15 protein-coding genes are annotated in these 16934 nt (G+C 66.5%); 8 read left to right on the forward strand and 7 right to left on the reverse strand.

Features of this window, described 5'->3' with window-relative positions; all coding sequences use genetic code 11:
• Positions 1 to 6: 6 nt before the first annotated feature.
• The 3 genes from E8A74_RS25800 to E8A74_RS25810 are packed head-to-tail and all read right to left on the reverse strand — an operon-like array spanning position 7 to position 7412.
• Positions 7 to 2472, reverse strand: a complete 2466-nt coding sequence (locus E8A74_RS25800) for a type VI secretion system Vgr family protein (protein WP_232379743.1) — start codon at positions 2470 to 2472, stop codon at positions 7 to 9.
• A gap of 12 nt (positions 2473 to 2484) precedes the next feature.
• Entirely contained in the window at positions 2485 to 3357 is an 873-nt protein-coding gene (locus E8A74_RS25805; protein ID WP_136931733.1) for a hypothetical protein, read from the reverse strand.
• Between the two features lie 5 nt (positions 3358 to 3362).
• On the reverse strand, positions 3363 to 7412 hold the full coding sequence (locus tag E8A74_RS25810; RefSeq protein WP_136931734.1) for an RHS repeat-associated core domain-containing protein: 4050 nt from the start codon (positions 7410 to 7412) through the stop codon (positions 3363 to 3365).
• A gap of 188 nt (positions 7413 to 7600) precedes the next feature.
• Here E8A74_RS25810 and E8A74_RS25815 point away from each other — a divergent pair, with 188 nt between their 5' ends.
• Positions 7601 to 8437 carry a hypothetical protein gene (locus E8A74_RS25815; protein ID WP_136931735.1) on the forward strand — a complete coding sequence of 279 codons (837 nt, stop codon included), beginning with the start codon at positions 7601 to 7603 and terminating at the stop codon, positions 8435 to 8437.
• 19 nt (positions 8438 to 8456) lie between these two features.
• Here E8A74_RS25815 and E8A74_RS25820 read toward each other — a convergent pair whose 3' ends face one another.
• Positions 8457 to 8639 (reverse strand): hypothetical protein, encoded by a 183-nt coding sequence (locus E8A74_RS25820; RefSeq protein WP_136931736.1) that lies wholly within the window; start codon positions 8637 to 8639, stop codon positions 8457 to 8459.
• Positions 8640 to 9808: 1169 nt separating this feature from the next.
• On the opposite strand from E8A74_RS25820, the gene E8A74_RS25830 reads away from it, so the two are divergent.
• Both E8A74_RS25830 and E8A74_RS25835 read left to right on the forward strand, forming a co-directional pair.
• Complete coding sequence (locus E8A74_RS25830; protein ID WP_136931737.1) at positions 9809 to 10849, forward strand: hypothetical protein; 1041 nt, start codon at positions 9809 to 9811, stop codon at positions 10847 to 10849.
• Between the two features lie 69 nt (positions 10850 to 10918).
• The gene (locus tag E8A74_RS25835) at positions 10919 to 12160 is read left to right on the forward strand and encodes a sigma-70 family RNA polymerase sigma factor (protein WP_170229365.1); all 1242 of its coding nucleotides are present in this window, start codon (positions 10919 to 10921) and stop codon (positions 12158 to 12160) included.
• A 380-nt stretch (positions 12161 to 12540) separates the two neighbouring features.
• Here E8A74_RS25835 and E8A74_RS25840 read toward each other — a convergent pair whose 3' ends face one another.
• The gene (locus E8A74_RS25840) at positions 12541 to 12750 is read right to left on the reverse strand and encodes a hypothetical protein (RefSeq protein WP_136931739.1); all 210 of its coding nucleotides are present in this window, start codon (positions 12748 to 12750) and stop codon (positions 12541 to 12543) included.
• Positions 12751 to 12955: 205 nt separating this feature from the next.
• Entirely contained in the window at positions 12956 to 13258 is a 303-nt protein-coding gene (locus E8A74_RS25845) for a hypothetical protein (protein ID WP_136931740.1), read from the reverse strand.
• Positions 13259 to 13467: 209 nt separating this feature from the next.
• Here E8A74_RS25845 and E8A74_RS52680 point away from each other — a divergent pair, with 209 nt between their 5' ends.
• The 4 genes from E8A74_RS52680 (at position 13468) to E8A74_RS25860 (ending at position 15565) form a co-directional block, all read left to right on the forward strand.
• Entirely contained in the window at positions 13468 to 13848 is a 381-nt protein-coding gene (locus tag E8A74_RS52680; protein ID WP_170229366.1) for a hypothetical protein, read from the forward strand.
• Position 13849: 1 nt separating this feature from the next.
• Entirely contained in the window at positions 13850 to 14218 is a 369-nt protein-coding gene (locus E8A74_RS25850) for a helix-turn-helix domain-containing protein (RefSeq protein WP_170229367.1), read from the forward strand.
• Positions 14219 to 14324: 106 nt separating this feature from the next.
• On the forward strand, positions 14325 to 14516 hold the full coding sequence (locus E8A74_RS25855) for a hypothetical protein (protein ID WP_136931742.1): 192 nt from the start codon (positions 14325 to 14327) through the stop codon (positions 14514 to 14516).
• A gap of 344 nt (positions 14517 to 14860) precedes the next feature.
• Positions 14861 to 15565 carry a hypothetical protein gene (locus E8A74_RS25860; protein ID WP_136931743.1) on the forward strand — a complete coding sequence of 235 codons (705 nt, stop codon included), beginning with the start codon at positions 14861 to 14863 and terminating at the stop codon, positions 15563 to 15565.
• A 57-nt stretch (positions 15566 to 15622) separates the two neighbouring features.
• Here the strand turns inward: E8A74_RS25860 and E8A74_RS25865 are convergent, their stop codons facing one another.
• Positions 15623 to 16423: a hypothetical protein gene (locus tag E8A74_RS25865; protein WP_136931744.1), complete on the reverse strand. Its 801-nt coding sequence runs from the start codon at positions 16421 to 16423 to the stop codon at positions 15623 to 15625.
• 42 nt (positions 16424 to 16465) lie between these two features.
• Here E8A74_RS25865 and E8A74_RS25870 point away from each other — a divergent pair, with 42 nt between their 5' ends.
• A complete protein-coding gene (locus E8A74_RS25870) occupies positions 16466 to 16783 on the forward strand; it encodes a helix-turn-helix domain-containing protein (protein WP_211365449.1) in 318 nt (105 codons plus the stop codon).
• Positions 16784 to 16934 lie beyond the last annotated feature (151 nt).

Genomic DNA, 16934 nt, shown 5'->3' on the forward strand with positions numbered 1-16934 from the left:
CTCCCTTCAGTTGAGCTTGACCAGTCCCCCAGCCACATTGACCGTGCCTCCGGCAACCGACACGGAGGGGCCCATGATCTCGACACCACCGGCGCCGATCTTGATCGCGCTGCCGCCCGCGCTGAGCACGATCTCCCCGTCGGCCGTCAGGTTGATGAGGGGCGCCTGGATGGCCGCCTCTCCCTGCGCGACGACAACCACGCTCCCTCCGGCTTGGACGTTGACCCCGCCGCCAGTTGCCAGCGAGGCATCCGCGCCCACCGCACCCTCTGCGCTGGCTGCGATGCTGCGCAGGAACGCGGCCCCGATGGCCTCGAGCACGCTGCCTCCGATGGCAACCGTCCGGCTACCTGCAATGCTCTGCTCGTCGCTACCTGCGACGGCAATGGAACGGCTGCCCGCGACAACGAGATTCGCACTGCCTGCGACGGTCTCCGCGCGGCTCCCGCCGACATCTACTGTCTGATCGGCGCCTACCTGAATGCGCTGGGCCGCCGCGACGTTGAGAGCATCGCTCGCACCGACCATGGCGGTTCTGTTGGCGGCGACGCTGAGGCTGTCGTCCGCACCGACCCTCGCGGAACGATTCGACCCGATGGTTGTGTTTTGGTTCCCGTCGACCGCGATGCTCTCGTTCCCCGCGACATGCTCCGCGTTGTCCCCACCGACATCTGTGCTCCGGTTCGAGCCCGTACGCTCGCTCCGGTTCACACCAACCCGCGAATTGCTGTCGTTCGTGACCTTCTCGGCCCTGTCATGGCCGACGGTCGCGCAGAAGTCGCGGCCGGCATTCAGCACGACCCGCTCGCGTCCCTTCGCATCGTCGAAGGCAAACTCGTTGACCACACCAGCACCCGGTGTGGAGAAGGACTTCATTGTACTCACGGTCGGTGACCCGCTGGCTGGCGCCGGGGGGAGGTTCTGGCCGTTGTAGACGCAGCCGGTCACGATGGGTCGATCGGGGTCGCCATCAAGAAACTCGACGACCACTTCGTCATCGACGCGCGGATGGAACAACGCGCCCCGACCTGCGCCTGCAAAGGCGTGGCTGACGCGGACCCAGCATGACGTCGGCTCTGCATCGTGACGCTCCGGATCATGGTCCCAATGGAAGCGCAGGCGTACGCAGCCGATCTCGGCGCCCGGTGGTCCCCCGACGTGTATCTCCGCACCTTTGGTCGATGGCTCAGCCGTCACGAAGGCCGTCTGTGAACCCACGATGCGGGGCTTCTGCACGGTACGGGCGGGCCGGAAGCGCGAGGGAGAAGACCGAGAACCCCGCCCACGGCGCACGCACTCGAACCGCGACTTGAAGGGTTCTGGCTTGTCGCCGGAAGGGAGCGACACCACGCCGGCCTGCTCGGCCTCGAGCTCAAGGCGCGTGACAAGGTACTCGCCATCATGATGGGTGCCGTCATGGTCGAGATGAAAAACCGTGCCGGCGGACAGGACGCGGACTCCCCCCGAGCCAGTTGCGTATGACGCCTCGACGGCGTGGCGATCGAGGCGTGCACGGGCAAGAGGCGCGCCGAGCGCGGGCTTGTCCTGGAAGGCGCCTGGGAACTGATCCTCGAAGAGGTCAGCACGTGTGCCGGCCTCGGCATGGAGGGCAATGTTGGGCTTCCGCCAGTCGTAATCGAGGAGTCGCACAGCTTTCTCGCGCAGGCGTGCACCGAGCGTGATTGCGGTGATGTCGCGACCGTGGACACCGGGGCCGAGGGAGCGGAAGGGGGCGAGCCAGGTCTTGCCCTCGTCCGCGTCCGAGAGGACGAGGAGGCACATATCCGAGCCGTGCTCGAAGTGGTAGGCGATGCCCTCGTCTTCGAGGATACGTGAGAGGAACGCGTGGTCGCTTTCGTTGTACTGGACGCAGTATGGTCGGGCGGCCGGGTTATCGAGGCGGCTGACATCTGTGATGCGGTAGCAAAAGCGCGCAGCCGCAGGGGTGAATCCGAGGGGATGATGCTCGTCGCCGTGGGCGGCTGCCCCGTCGGCGCGGGTGAAGATCGGCGCCAGGACGGCATCGATGATCTGGCGGAGGGTCTTGTCGAGGAAGATGCGCGAGCGCGTGCGGCGCTGCGCGAGGGCGAGCGGAGGCTCGAGGGTGACGCGATAGAGCATGCCCTCGGGGGCAAGGGCCAGCTCCTGAGCCTCGGTGATGATGCCGTGAACGATGCGGAAGCCGGGATCGGTGAGGGAGGCAATCCGGAGGCAGGCGCGGGCCCCGAGCAGCTCCTCTGGGTCGCCGAGCCCCGGGCCGCGGAGCAGGACGGTGATGTCGTAGCGGTAAAGGGTCGAGATGGCCTCGCGGGCCGCGAAGCGTACGACCGGGAGATGGTCCCACGGGTTCGGGCCAGGAGCGCCTTCCCAGGCGAAGGTGAAGTCGAGCCGGGCTCCGGCAGCGAGATCGCGCAGGCGGTCCACGATGCTCATCGCGGTGGTCCCCAGCGTTCCGAGCGAGACCTTTGCCATGGGCATCTCCTTTCAGGGCGTGAACACGTCTCCGTCAGCCGGCAAGAAGCCCTGCTTCCGGGCCTTCTCGATCACGGCCTCGAGCAGGGGATCGGGTGGCATCCGGGGCCGAGTGTTGTTCGGTGGGAGCTTGGCCAGTGGGGTCTGCATGAGGGGATGGTCGAGCTCGGGCATCGGGAGGCCCTGCTTCGCGCGGACGGCGGCGATGGCGAGGATGTCGACGGGGAAGAGATCGTAGGGCGACGTCAGGAACTCTTTGTTCGCATCGGAGTACACGGCCTCGTCGAGGTGGTAGTCACAGGCGTTCAGCAAGGCGGTGACAAAGCCCTGCCCATCATTCCAGGTGTCAAGCACGGAACGGTAGACCCCGATGCGTGCAATCCCCTGGCGATCTAGCTCCGGTCGAGGCGTGCCGGCGTAGCGGTGCCATAGCTCCAGCATGAAGACCGCGAACGGACTGAGATCCCAAGAACCGAAGGCTTTGTCATCGATGCTTCGGATCATCCGTGCGGCAAGCCACGCGGCCATCCGCTCCTCGCCGAAAACAAGAGCATGCGCGAGGGTGTGGGCAGCATCCAAGACATGGGTTCCACCAGGATCAATACGAGTATCCCACCAGTTATATTGGAGAACCCGGTCAAGATGTGCCCAACTCTCGACTCTACCGTTCAGTACATCGAACATGCCATGCTGAGCGTACCAATTCCCAAGCTGGCGCAGGATGCCGGCTGCAACAGCAGCTGCACGTGGCTTTCCACTTCGGATCCATTTTTCGATGTCGGCGAGGAGCTTCTTTCGCTGGTCGAGGCGGGGATTCTTGCACCATGCATTCAGATCACGGGCAAAGCTTCGGACGTGTTTTTCTCTCTGTGCAGCCGTCTTCACGCTATTCACCAAGGGCTTCGCGTTATGGTTCCGTTGCCCAGCACCACCCTCAACACCTCGCCCTTGATAGAGCCCGATCCGCCACTGTTCCGAATCTCCTGCATCAGACTCAAAGCCTTGCTCTGGGTCTGTGGATCGCTGGTCGCCTGCCAGAAGCGGCGACCTTGCGCGGCTCGAACAAGGCGGCTCCATACGAACTGCGTGGCGCCATTCTTCTGTGCACCGGCGAGCCCGGCCGCATAGAGTCCTTCGGTCGTCTTAACCTCGAAGAACCGCAACATCCCCGCTGCATCACGCGCAACGATGTCGATGCCGTGGCCCGACTTGTTCCTGATGCTCCCGAGGATGTTGAAGCCCAGCTTTTGGAGGTAGTTCCTCGCGATCCGCTCGCCCCTCTTCCCGGTCTGGTGGTTCTTGCACGCGAGCCCCAGCGGGTCGATCCCCGCCCACGGCTCCGGCACATAGTTGTACAGCCCGAGCCCGCCTTCAGGCCCGATCGGGTCCTGGCTGATGTACCGCCCGAGGCCGGGATCGAAGTAGCGGAATCGGTTGTAGTAGAGCCCCGTCTCCTCGTCGGCATACTGCCCCGCGAACCGCCACGGGCACGCGGTTTCCGCCACCTGGATCCACGCCTCGCCCAGGGGGCTGATACCGCCGAGCCAGGCCGTCTTCCCTTCCTCATCCACCAGGATCAGCGGGACACCCCGGTGGTCCGCGATTACAGCGAACCGCTCGTCATCCACGGCCTTCGCCACCGGCGAAAGGCTGCCCGGCTCCCACAGCCACGTCTCGAGCGGCGCGTCCTCGGTGATCTCGTGAATTAGGTCGTCCCCATCCCAGACATACCGTGTTGTTTTCCCCGGGCTGTCTTTCCGAACACGCCGTCCGAGGGCGTCGTATGCGAATGAAATCTTCACCCCGTCCGGCCGCACGACATCGACGAGCTGTCCCAGCGCATCCCACGCGTACCGCCACCTCGCCCCGTCCGGCAGAACCTTCTCCACGAGCTGCCCGTCGACGTCGTGCACGTACCGAACACCGTTGGCCTCCTCGACGCGCCCGCCCGCTGCATACTTTCGATCCGATCGGCCCTCGCTTCGATACACGTTCCCGACCGCGTCGACCGGCTGATGTTCAGTCCGCCCCCCGGGCATCACCGACCAGATGAGATGCCCCCGTCGATCGTGCCCGAAGACGACCTCACGCCCCTTGCCCATCACGAGCGCCTCGAGCTCCTCGTCGGACTTCCAGCGATAGCCGAGCTCCAGGGCGACTTCCGGCGCCTCCATCGTGCGAACCGCCGGCCTGCCAACATGATCCCAGTCCCAGTGACTCGTCACCTCGCCGGGTAGCTGCCGCGCGACCTCATCGCCCACACGGTCCCGCGTGATGGCCGACTTCCACGGCGCACGCACCCGCGGACCGCCCTCACGCAGTGACTCCGGCGTGAAATCGCCGAACCGCTGGCTGTGACCGAACGATACTTGTTCAAGTGTACCCCACTGATCGAAGCCGAAGTGCGCTTCGTGCCCGAGGCTCGTCCGCAGGAGCACCCGCTCTCCCGCGGCGTTGTAGCGGCTCTCGACGATGACATCTCCCGCGCGCTCCTCCACCACACGCCCGAGGGCATCGCGCACGAAGGTCACGTCGGATGCGGCATTCCTCGCACGCACGAGCTCGCCCCTCGCGTCGTAGGCGAACTCGACCTCCTGGACCGAGGGCAGCACCGCGCCCGGCAAGATCGGCCCCGGCATCCGCAGCTTGATCAGGCGGCCCAGCGCGTCGCGCTCGAGCGAGATGTGCTTGCCACCGCCGGTGGTCACGCGCTTCGTGTGCCCCACCCGATCGTACAGGCAGGCCAGGGTACGGCCGTCGAAGCCGACCTCCTTGATCACGCGCCCCGCGCGGTCACGCTCGTAGCTGTAAACCTCTCCCCGCTCGTTCGTCAGGGCGACAAGGGCCTCGTCGCTGTCATAGGAGAGCTGCACGATCCCGCCTTCGGGGTCGACCTGCTTTTCGAGCTTGTTGAGGCCACGGTACGCATAGCGCCACACTCGCCGCGCTTCATCCTCGCGCTCGATCACGTTTCCCTCGGCGTCCCGCTTCATGCGAATGAAGGCTCCGTCCGAGCGCTCCACGCGTACCACGCGGCCGCACACATCATGTTCCAGCCGCACCTGCACACCGCGGGCGTCGACCGCCTTGATCACCCGCCCCAGGTCGTCGAACTCGTACCGGCTGACGGCACCTCCAGGCGTCATCACCGCGATGCAATTGCCCTGGCCGTCGTGCTCGAGCTGCACATTGCGTCCCAGGGGGTCCTCGACGGACAAGAGGAGCCCCCGCCGGTCGTACTTGAATCGGCTCTCGCCCCCGATCGGATCCACCTCCCGCACGAGCTTGCCCCGATGGTCGTACGCCCAGCGCCACACCGCCCCAGCCGCGTCGACCATCTCCACGGGCAGATTCAACGCGTTGTAAGTCCACCACGTCTCGTGCCCCAGCGCATCGCGCTCGAGGGTCCGGTTTCCACGTGCGTCATACGCCCATTCCGTCCGGCGGCCGAGCCCATCAATCTCGGCGACCTTGCGAAAACCGTCGCCCCATTCGTAGCGTCGCTCGACTCCCATCGGGTCGATCTCACGCTCCACGAGACCGTCGCCGTTACCGAAGTACGCTGTGCGTCCACCGCGCCCGTCTTCCACGACCGTGGCGAACTGCTCCTTGTGGTACGTGAGCTTCCGCTCGTAGATCTTGCCGTCCCCCCACGTGTGCACGCAGTAGCCGCCAGGCGCGTACCAGTCGTACTCGAAGTAGAAAGAGAGGCCGTTGCGGTTCGTCTCCTGAATGAGCACGCCGCCCTTGTATGCATATCGGAACGAGTGCCCAGCGGCGTCCTCGGCCGCCACGAGGTAGCCTTCTTCGTTGTACGAATACCGAACGAGCGTGTGCCACGTGTCGCCACCGCCCTCGGGACGCAGCACGCGAACTGCGACAAGGCGGCTGCCCTTCATGACGAAGCGAAGATGGCGCCCCGCGCTATCTGTCCCGTCGTGCAGCCGCCCATCCCGATAGCGCAGCGTGATTGCATTGCCGCACCGATCGCTGATCTTCGCGAGCGGGTGCGTCACGATCGCCCCCTCGACCGGCTCGAACCGGTAGCTCGTGCCGTCCCAGAAGGTGAGCGTGTACCCGGCCTCGTCACGCGCCAGCGTGTATCGGTCTTGGTCCCGCCACTCGGAAGCGCCCACGTCAAGGTCCAGATGCCGCGCCACGCGCCCATCGGGCAGCCGTACATCGAGGCTCAGCCGGTGGCCGCGTAGTGGGCTCTCGTCGACGCTCGCCTCGAGCGGGTGATGCCAGGCCGGGCCAAGCGCGCCCGCGGTCTCGTCGCCGCTGTAGTAGTTGCGCTCGAAGACAAAAGGGAGTGGCCCCGGGAGCTCGAAGTCCACCGCGTCCGTGAGGACCTCGCCGGTCATGACATCCACCGGATGTCCCGTCAGAAAACAGACTAGCTTGCTCATCCGCGAGCGCGGCTTGATCCGGAACGCGCTATGGATCTTGTTGGAGAACCACTTCGTGCGCATTCCCCGCATGATCAATGCCGTGGCGTCGAAGGCGTCCGGGCCGCCGACGTCTACGGGCGGTCCCGAGGGGGGCGCGATGCACGACGAGGTGGGCACGTTGATCGGGAAGTTGCAGCTCGAGACGAGCGAGCCCGCGCGCGCCGCGGACAGGCCGCCGAAGTACACGGTCTTGCTGCCGGTCACGAACGTGCCCGCGTTGTCGGGGACATCGTTCGGCGCGAACGTCGTGCCAGGGGGCATCGGGGCGTGGGAGAGGCCGAGGACGTCGGTAGCCACGGTCGCGGCGGGCATGCCGTTGACGAGCACGGGGCCGCCGCCGAGCACGGCCGAAAGCGCCGCGCCCAGGGGGTCGAAGACGATGCCGATGAAGGGGTGCGGGAGCGGCCAGGGGTTCGGCGAGCCCGGCACGACCACCATGTGGATGTCGATCCCGAGAACCAGATCCCCCCATTTGGCCGCCGCCGGCATGCGCCCCCTTCCGCGTGGTCTAGCGGGCCTGCCACAGGCGCACCCAACGGGCCAAGTTCTTGGCGCGGCACCCCTGGTCGGCGCGCGGGATGCGCGAGGTGGTCTACGCCGTCGCGAACTGCGCGTGCTGCGCCCCTCTCGACATGACGGAGCCTTGGGGGCATGACGGAACCGAGGAGGCTGTCTCCATGATCCTGCGCCGCGTCTTCGCCCTCACGTTCGCGCTTCTTGTCCCGGCCTTCGTCACCCTGTCGTCGTGCAACGACCCCGCGTGCAAGGACGGGGGCGAGGGCTGCCCATGTACGACGGGCGTCGAGTGCGGCAGGCCGCCCATGTGCACGGGGTGGATCTGCGACGGCACCTGTCGCAGCTTCAACGAGCGCGTGGGCTTCCGCTGCCGGATCGAACCCTGCGTCGACGGCGAGAAGTGTCCCGGCGTGTGCGACGGCGCGGGCACGTGCATCGGGTGCCTGCAGGACGCGGACTGCAAGCCGGGGCATACCTGCGAGGCTGGGAACGTGTGCTCGCGGTGCGATGACGGCGTGAAGAACGGGGATGAGGCCGACGTCGACTGCGGCGGTTCATGCCCGCTGTGCCCGGGGACGTGCAACGTCGATGCTGACTGCCCTGGGGGTTACTGCTGGGAGGGCCTTTGCGCTCGGTGTGACGACGGGATCCAGAACGGAGACGAGACCGGCGTCGACTGCGGAATGTCCGGTGGACACTGTCCCATCTGCTTCGGGGCGTTCTGCGAGTCGGGTGCGGCGTGCGCGAGCGGGTCGTGCGAAAAAGGGCTCTGCTGCTCGAAACCCTGCCCTCTTTGCTACGATTGCGACCTTGCCGGTGAATGCTTTCCGGTAAGTATCAGCCTTTACGATACATACGGCGCGGATCCTAGCATCACTTGCAGCGGCAACTACGTCTGTGATGGCAAAGGCCGCTGCGCCCTGGATGGCGGCCAGCCCTGCACCGAGAACAATGACTGCGCCTCAGAGAAGTGCATCAGTGGAATCTGTAAGTGGTAAAGGGAAAACGGTAATACAATCAGGGCGGGGGCTCGAATTCTGGAACGCAGCAGTATGTCACGGGCACGCCGAGGAGCACCTCGCCGACGAGCTCGCCGCCACTGGGCGGACAGACACCGGTTTGGGAGGAGAGAAGCTCCGCCGTCTTGCTGCCCAGCGCGGTCCCCGTAACGAGATCCACGCACTTCTCGCCGTCGCTCACGGTGAGTACGAGGCTGCCGCGCTCGTTTGTACATGCAGCATCAGAGTACGCTTTTACTAGCACTTCGCATGAACCACCTTGAGGTGCGCCACAGCTACAGGCCGAGCAAGCTCTCTGCTCCTCGACTTGTCTCCAGCCGGTATGCCGATCCGACCAATCACTCGGACACGGCACGGCAGCCGCGGAGCCATAGGCGACGCGACACAGCCGGTAGCCTGGCGGGGGCGGAGCGATGCACACGCGCGCCAAATCGCAAGTGCCAAGGCTCGCCGAAACGTAGTCGATCACCTTGGTACGGACCGGCGGGGGTAACGGTTCCCCCTCGGGCGGCATGGCGGGCTCCGCCACGCACGGGGCGGCGGTCGGTGGCTGGACGACCAACGACCGCACACAAGGAGCTTCATTGCACAGGATGCCTGCCGGGATCTGACTCGACGAGGTGCAACTCCCGTCCCAGGCGGCCGGAGGATCGAAAGGCGTGACGTTAGGCAGAGAAACGTCTTGACAGGCCGTGGAGTTTACTTCCCACGAGTCCGGAAGGATGCACCCCGCTGCCGGAGCCGCGCACGAGCACGTTGGGCAGTCAGGCTCGGCAAAGGTGACGTCGACCCAGTTCTCGTACGGGGTTCCAAGAAGCGGCGGAGGAGGCGGTTCCGTCTCCTTCCCCATCCACACGTACGAGGGGTAGTAGTCGAACCCGCCGCCACCGGGCGCCATGCACTCCGCGTCAGGGGGGCACCCAGACGACGAGCCCGCTTCTGGGCCTCCATCTTCGTCGCCCGCATCGGCCTCGCCGTCGTCGCCCGCATCCGCATCGGGTTCGGCATCATCCCCGGCATCCGGCGGGCACGCGTACTTATCTCCCGGCGGGCCGCAGCACGGGACCTCCTCGCCGTCATCGTCGAAGCAGATGGTGGTCCCCACGATGAGGCCGTTGCAACTGTCCGCGTCACAGGCAGCGAGCCCGAAGGCGATCAACGTGCCGAGGTACGAGGCGAAGGTCCTGAACGCACGCACGCTGTAAAGGCTAGCCTCCGGATCCAGGCAAGGTCAACGTTCGGACCCGACGGACAAACCAAGCCTGACCGCTGTCGCGCTCCACCAACGCTTGCGCCTCTCGCGCCCCCCGGGCATGCTCTGCGCTGGGGACAAACCTGGTCTCTCAGGTCATGCGCGACGCCTCTTCACGCTCATGCAAGGCGCGCCTTCTGCTCGTCGCGGCCTTGGCCTGCGGCAGCTCGGAGGCCACGGCGCAGCCATCCCAGGTGCTGCCGTGGCGCCTCGACTACGCCCCCGGTCCCAACGCCCCGAAGAACTGCCCGGACAAGAGCTACATCAAGACCGCCCTCGCCACGAAGCTCAAGGGCCACGACCCCTTCACCGACGACGCGCCGCGCTCCATCTCCGTCAAGTTGGTGCTCACGGCGCAACGGATCGAGGCGCATATCGAGGCGCGCGACGAGAACGGGGAGGTCGTCGGCAACCACGTTACCCACGCGGAATCTTGGCGGTGCGATCAGCTCGCAGATCGCACCGTGTTCTACCTGCGCGACATCGTCGATCCCGTCGTACTTCCCCCTTCGGAGGCAGATGCAGTGCCGAACTCGTCCGCGCCCCCGGCATCATCTCCGCCGCCGCTACGTCGACCACCTGCTCCTCCGCCAAGTCGGCCAGCCGCAAAGCCCCCGATGCGCTCGCCTTGGCTCCCGCAGCTCGCCGTGTCGGCCAGCGCAGGTGCAGCCTGGTGGAGCGCCCCGAAGACGGCGCTGAGCCTTGCGGTGGGCCTCGAGGCGCGGTGGCCCCGTTTCTCCGTCGGGGTCGAAGGGTACTACGACCATGCCTGGGAATTGGCGACGCAGCAGGACGTAGCGGCTGAACGCGCGGCGCTGGCTGCGCTGGCGTGCTTTCGCCAGGATCTGTTCTCGGCTCGGGCCTTCGCTCGCGCGTGCCTCTTCGGTGACGTGGCACTTCTGTTGGTTGACGCCCAGAAGATCAAGCTCTCCGATGACGATGAGCTCGTGTTCGACCTCGGTGCGCGGGTCGGCGTCGGGTTCTGGCTCGCTCGTTTCTTGGGCCTCGAGCTCCACGGGGACGTTGCCTGCGTGCCCCGCCAGCCCGCGTTCGTGGTCGACGGCGAGAAGCTCTGGCGCTCTCCCGGTCTCAACGGCGCGGTCCGACTCGGCCTGGTTGTTCCCTTCGACATCCGGTGAAGTAGCTGTCGAGCAGGAAGCCGTACGATTTATTGGACGGGTCGCCCATCTCGGCGCGTGTTTGTAGTCGTGCGCCTCCTGCTCCCGTTCCTGCATCACGCCAGCGACGCCTTTCTCCGCTTCTACGCGACGCACCTCCTGACCGTTCTCGGGATCCTGGCGCGAATGGGCGTGCGCCAGGCGGATGTCGACGACCTCGCACAGCTCGTCTTCGTGAAGGTCTACAAGAACTTCGACAAGGTACCGTCCGCGGGGGTCGAGGACTGGCTCAAGATGATCTGCGATCAGCAGGCGGCGGAGCACTATCGCCTCTACCGTCACCGCTTCGAGACCCCCGAGGCAGATGTCGGCGTGGACGTGCCCAGCGACGAGAACCCGCACGAGCGCTTCGAGCATCATGAGCTCGATCAGGTTGTCAAACGCGTGCTCAAGACCATGGACGCGGAGCTCGTCGATGTACTCGTCAGAGCCGAGTTCAAAGGGGAGTCGCTGCCGAAGATCGCCGCGGCGCTGGGGGTCTCGCGCAACACGGCGCAGGCCAGGCTCGTCGAGGCCAAGGACGTCTTCCGGCGCAGGGTGAAGAAGCTGTTCGGCCGGGATTTCACGCCGTTCATGCTGCTGCCCTTCGGCGTCGATGCCGTCTTCCGGCCCGAGGACCTCACGCCCGACTTCATCGAGAATGCACGGCGCGAGGTCTGGCGTGGCGTCGCCGGCGAGCTCGGTTTCCACGAGGTACTTCCTCCCGCCTTGGCGCCGAACCCGTCGCCGCCCTCCGAACCGCCGGCTTCGGGCAAGCGGCTCATCCAAGCGGTCGCGCCCACGGGCTCCGGGCCTGCTGCTCGCGCCACGGTGAAGGCGGTGCTCGAGCTCATCAAGCACCCGCTCTTCCTGGTCGGCGTCGGCGCCTTGGGCGGGGGTGGCGCGGTCGCGCTCTGGCCCCGCGACGAGTCACCTGCCGCGCGGCATGTGGTGCCGATGGTGCTCTCCGTCTTGATCGACGAGAGCGGGCGTGGAGAGAGCGCCTCTGCCGTCGCGCCCCCGCCCACCCCAGGCCCGAGTGCGACCGTGGTTGTCGTCGCGCCCCCGCGCCCCTCGCCCGCCGCCGTGCCCCTCAACGACCTGGAGACAACAAACCTCGAACAAGCTCGGGAGATGCTCTCGCGCGGACAGTTCGCCGAGGCGCTCTCCACGCTGCGACAGCATGCACGGGACTACCGGGACAGTCAGCACGCGGCGGTCCGGAACAAGTACATCGCCACGGCGCTCGAGGGCCTGCGGCAGAACGAGCAGAAGAGCGGCAGCACGCCCTGACCAGCCTCTTGCACGCAGGCGTGCACTTTTCTTGGACGGGTCGACAGCGTCGGCTCGTGTTTAGAGAGTAAGGGACATGCGGCTTCTGCGCCCGGCCATGGTCGCCGGCACGCGGGCGCGTTTGTCCTCGCGAATCATCATCATCCGCAGACGGCCGCGGTGCTGAGCGCGCGTTGGAGGGCGTTCGTCGAGGCATACCACCGCGGTCGCCTGGGGATGGTGATATTCGCTCGAAGGAGGTCGCGGGACACTGCTCGCATTCGCCAGCCCAGGTTCCGCGCCCGCCTCCGGGCGATCATCGCTCTGATCGTCATTCCTGTCGTCCGCGGCGTTCCCAAGTCGACGTCGCACGGCTGACGACAAGCAGCTTCGCGGCTTCTTCAGCCGCAGACGGCATTCGTGCGCCCGGAGGAGTACATGGCCGACGAGGAAGAAGACGAAGCCGCCACGCGCGTGTTGACGCGCCCGGCTGCGAGCCATGAAGAGGACGACAACGCCCCCACGGCGTTCTTCGTGCGGCCGGCTCCGCCCGCGCCTCCCGCTCCCGCCATGTCGATCCCGGTGAGGTCCTTGTGGTGGCGCGTGCTCATCGGCGTCTTGTCCTTCTGGCGGCGCCGCCCTGTAGCAGCGGTTGTCGCTGCTCCGGCGCCGGCCCCTGCACCTGCGCGTCCGGCGGCCTCTGCGTCGACATCGCACGTGCACGTGTCCGCGCACAGGGCGGCGCGCAGGCCCATCCCCACGCTCGTCTCGCCTCTCTCCCCAGGACGGCGCGCCATTGTCGACGAGGTGCACACGTTACTCTGGAGCTTCGAGCCTCACGAGCTTGAGGCGACGGCGAAGCTCATCGAGCACATCGCCGCAGCTAGGCTCGCGGGGCCGGAGGGGCGCGTCGAGGCGCAGATCATCTACGCGCTCATGTACATGCGCCCTGACGAAGACGGAACGGTCGGCCTCGCTGTTCTGCGGGGCAAGCTCCTCGGGCTCGCTCGATCCGCAGTGGACCAAGCGCTCTTTCATCTCGAAGAGCAAGGCCAAGTTGTACTTCGTCCTGCGGATCCGCTCTCCGGGACACGACAAGTTGCTGCCGGGATCGAGCATGCAACGCGAGGGCTACTCGAGCGCGTCGCTCTCGTTGCACAAGCGAGGAGAGCGTCTTGAGCGGCGAGCGCGCCACAACACGTACGCTGGGCGGCGCCAATGCGCAGGCCGCGCCGATCTCGACAAACCCGCCGTCGACGATCCGACCTTCCCCGCCTGGGCCCCCACCCGTCGAGCCTCGAAGACGTCATCGCACGCCGATCGAGGAGGTGAACGATGTCCTCCGGCAGCTCCGCATCCCCGAGCTCGCCGACGTCCTGCTGTACGCGCAGCGCACCCTCGCCGCGCGTGACGCAGGTCCAGATCCGGCCGTCGTGAGCGAGATCCTCGCGGCGATGAGCCGGCTTCATCCGGCCTACAAGAACACGCAGGGCGTGCCGCTGCCGATCCTCCGCGGGGCTCTTGCTCGGGTTCCTCGAGCCGCATTCGAGGCGGCTCTTCTCCATGCAGAGCGAGAGGGCACGCTCAAGCTCATCCCTGTTCCTCTGCTCGTGCCGTTCATCGAGCGGCAGGCGGGCATCCAGGACCCGAAGCGGGGCCTACTTTACTTCTGTACCGCTCGGGAGGCACGCGGGCGGCGGGAGCCCTGACATGGGCCGCCGACACGAGCCGGATCCGTTTGCCCTCAAACTAGGTCATCGGATCAGGGATCTGCGCCTCGCACAGGGGATGTCGCTCGAGCACCTCAGAAGGAAGACCGGCATCGTCGCGAGCCACCTGTCGCTCATCGAGCGCGGTTACGTCGCGATCAACGTTGGCACCCTCGATCGCATCGCACGCGCTCTCGGCTTGACGCCGATGTTCCTGGTGCTGTTCCCGGAGGAAAGTGAACTCGAGGCAGTCGTCGAGCAGATCGGCAGCATGAGCGCGGAGGAGCTCGCGCAGCTCCGCGAACAGGTGTCCGCCTCGAGCCCACGGCCAGAGAAGCCGCGCCCTTCGCGTGGAACTCGTCGAACGTAGAGCACCAAGTGGTCGAACTCGACAGATAACCGGATGAGCCTCGACAGCAGATGGGGATGAACGAGTGCCACGGCATGCAAGCGAAGAACCCAAGGTCAGGCTCAACATGGAGCTTCCCGAGCGCCTCCGTGGCAGGCTCGATCAGCTGCGCGCGATGAGCGAGGCCGGCACGATCACCCAGGTGGTGAAGAGAGCCGTGACCCTGTACGACGTGCTGCTCTCGGCGATCCGAAACAGACGGGAGAGGATCATCCTGCGCAGCGCCGACGGCACGGAGCGCGAGCTGCTCATCCCGTGATCTTTCCTTCCCACGTGCTCCACTGGGACGACCAGGCAGGGTTTGTCCTCTCTTGCAGTTTGCCCCGGAACATGCGATCGAGGGGCTCGATGTCCTCCGCTCGTCCGCCTCCCGCGTCGTTCGAGCCCCCGCCTCCGCCCTCGCGAAGGCGGCTCAGAACGGGGCCCGGCGCGTTCGATGTCCTCTCGCGGGACGGCGCGGCCGCGGTTCTGCTCTTCGCCCGTGCCAAGCTCGAAGCTGAGCGTCGGCGTGCACCGGGGCTCGTGAACGGATCCCTGCGCGCCTTCGCCTCTCGCGTGGAGTCAGCGGCTCGCCGCGTGACCGAAGGGGTACATGACGATGGCGTGTTCATCGCACCGCTCTTCCGCCTGCTCCGTGGGCGTGACGAGGTCCCGTCCTTCCCGACGCTGTCGGCGTTCAAGGCGCGGCTGCTCCAAGCGTACAACCGCGGGCTCCTCGAACTCGCCACCTGCGAGCGCGCCGAGGACGTGAACCCCTTGATGGTCGCCGCATCTGCGGTTCGTTTGCGACGAACGACGTTTCATCTCGTGCGGCGATGGTCGCGTCGGAACATCTTCTCCGCGCTCGGCGACGTCGTCGCAGCGCTCTCTCCCAAGGCTTACGCCGCAGCCAAAGACTTCGCGCGCAAGGTCCACGATGATGAAAAGCGCCGCGAAGGGCGCCCGCGTTTGATCACGCTTCCGCTCGACGCATTTGCCGCCCGCGTGCAGACCGTGGTCAATGAAGGCTCGCACGACGCGCTCATCGTGGAGCTGTTCCGTGAGTTCGATGAACGCGGTGAAGCGACGGGACTCGGCCTTCGGGCGTTCAAGGCGCGCCTTCGCGCCGCGCATCGTGCGGGCTCGCTCGAGCTGCGAGCTTGCGAAGCGAGGGATGGTGGGGACAGCGAGATCGTGCAGGCGTCCGCGGTCGATCACGGGGGCATGACGTTGCACCTCGTATGCCGGACGGCGATGCCGTTGCCGATCCCGTGGGGTCGGCCGACGCTGCTCTTGCGGCGCGTGAGGGCTACCATGATGCAGGCTTGAAAGCCTAGGTTCAGCCTGCCGTTGTCACTCGGCTGGAAGGGCCCTTCCCTGCAGGGATCAGCGCGGAGCGGGCGCGGGGCGCGCCTCGAACTCCTCCGGCCTCTGCCGCCAGCGCTCGGCCACGAACCGCTCGATGCCCACGACGCTGCTGTCTTTCGACTCCGGCGGGTACCGGAGCTCGACCATCACCCCGTGCTCCTTGCCGTCCTTGAGCACATCCAACAACGCCGCTGCCGTGGGCGCGTCGCGGCGGATGTAGCCGGTGATCGCCGCGCCGTCTGGGTCGCGTAGCTCGATGGACTGGTGGGTCTGCTCCGCGTCGTCGTAGTCGAAGTTGTAGTAGTCCGTGAGCTTCGCCCAGACGCGGAAGAGGTAGGTCCCCTTCAGCCGTTGCGTCCGGAAGAACGGCAGCGAGACGGGGTTGTATCCAACCGAGGATCGCCAGTCGAGCTTGAGGCCCTCTGCCGTCTTCTTGAAGTGGTAATAGTCCCGCTTGTTCTTGCCGAAGACGACCTCGACGCTGCAGTAGTCGCCCTCGTTCATCTTCGCGCAGCCGTCGGCCTCGATCGACTCGAACGGCTTCTTGCAGTCCTTCTGGTCCTTGTAGTGCTCGGCGAGCGCGGCGCGGTTCGCCTCGGGGTCGAGGATGAACTTGGCGCGGTCGAGGCAACTGTCCTGGTTCAGGTAGTCGCGCACGATGCTCGATGCGTCGCGGGAACATCCAGCCAGGAGCACGCTGTTCGCCAGCATGAACGCGAGGGGCACGATCATCGACGCCGCAGAGGGCACGCTCGTGGGAGTGGGAAACCGATGCATCGCGACGCCACGATACACGATCGTGTTGGTTGTCAACACCATCGTGTGTTCACCTGAAGCGTCATCCCCGCGACGTTCGGCGCCGTGGACTTCGGCAAGGAAGTGCGGCGGCGACGAGAGGCGCTGGGCCTGACCCTGGAGCAGCTCGCGGAGCGTGCCCGGCTCACGCCGAACTACATCGGGGGCATCGAGGCCGGCCGGCGTGACCCCTCGCTGTCGAGCGTTCTCGCGCTCGCGAAGGGCCTGGGGGTGCCGCCGGGCGAGCTCGTGGGAGGCATCCACGACCTCGAGCCGGCCGCTATCGAGGCAGCACGGCTCTTCCAAGGCGCGTCCGAGGACGTCCAGGATGCCGTTCTCCGCCTCCTACGTGCAGTGACGCGGGGACGGCGGCGAAGCGGGTGAGCCGGGCCTGGGGCGGGGCCTAGCGGGAGCCCGTCTGGCAACCATGGGGACCATCACCACGGTCGCTGCGGACTCCCCCGCCGCGCAGGGCGAGGATGCGGCTCGGGGCGCGCGTCGAATTTTATTCGCCCTGCGACCCGCCCGGCACAGC

Source organism: Polyangium fumosum, from assembly GCF_005144585.1.
Taxonomy (GTDB): domain Bacteria; phylum Myxococcota_A; class Polyangia; order Polyangiales; family Polyangiaceae; genus Polyangium; species Polyangium fumosum.

What these genes read in the sequence shown, in the direction of transcription:
- E8A74_RS25800 (WP_232379743.1), bottom strand. Translation starts at nt 2,472, where the DNA reads ATGGCAAAGGTCTCGCTCGGAACGCTGGGGACCACCGCGATGAGCATC.
- E8A74_RS25855 (WP_136931742.1), top strand. Translation starts at nt 14,325, where the DNA reads ATGGAGCTTCCCGAGCGCCTCCGTGGCAGGCTCGATCAGCTGCGCGCG.
- E8A74_RS25865 (WP_136931744.1), bottom strand. Translation starts at nt 16,423, where the DNA reads ATGGTGTTGACAACCAACACGATCGTGTATCGTGGCGTCGCGATGCAT.
- E8A74_RS25815 (WP_136931735.1), top strand. Translation starts at nt 7,601, where the DNA reads ATGATCCTGCGCCGCGTCTTCGCCCTCACGTTCGCGCTTCTTGTCCCG.
- E8A74_RS25830 (WP_136931737.1), top strand. Translation starts at nt 9,809, where the DNA reads ATGCGCGACGCCTCTTCACGCTCATGCAAGGCGCGCCTTCTGCTCGTC.
- E8A74_RS25850 (WP_170229367.1), top strand. Translation starts at nt 13,850, where the DNA reads ATGGGCCGCCGACACGAGCCGGATCCGTTTGCCCTCAAACTAGGTCAT.
- E8A74_RS25845 (WP_136931740.1), bottom strand. Translation starts at nt 13,258, where the DNA reads ATGCTCGATCCCGGCAGCAACTTGTCGTGTCCCGGAGAGCGGATCCGC.
- E8A74_RS25810 (WP_136931734.1), bottom strand. Translation starts at nt 7,412, where the DNA reads ATGCCGGCGGCGGCCAAATGGGGGGATCTGGTTCTCGGGATCGACATC.
- E8A74_RS25840 (WP_136931739.1), bottom strand. Translation starts at nt 12,750, where the DNA reads ATGAGCACGCGCCACCACAAGGACCTCACCGGGATCGACATGGCGGGA.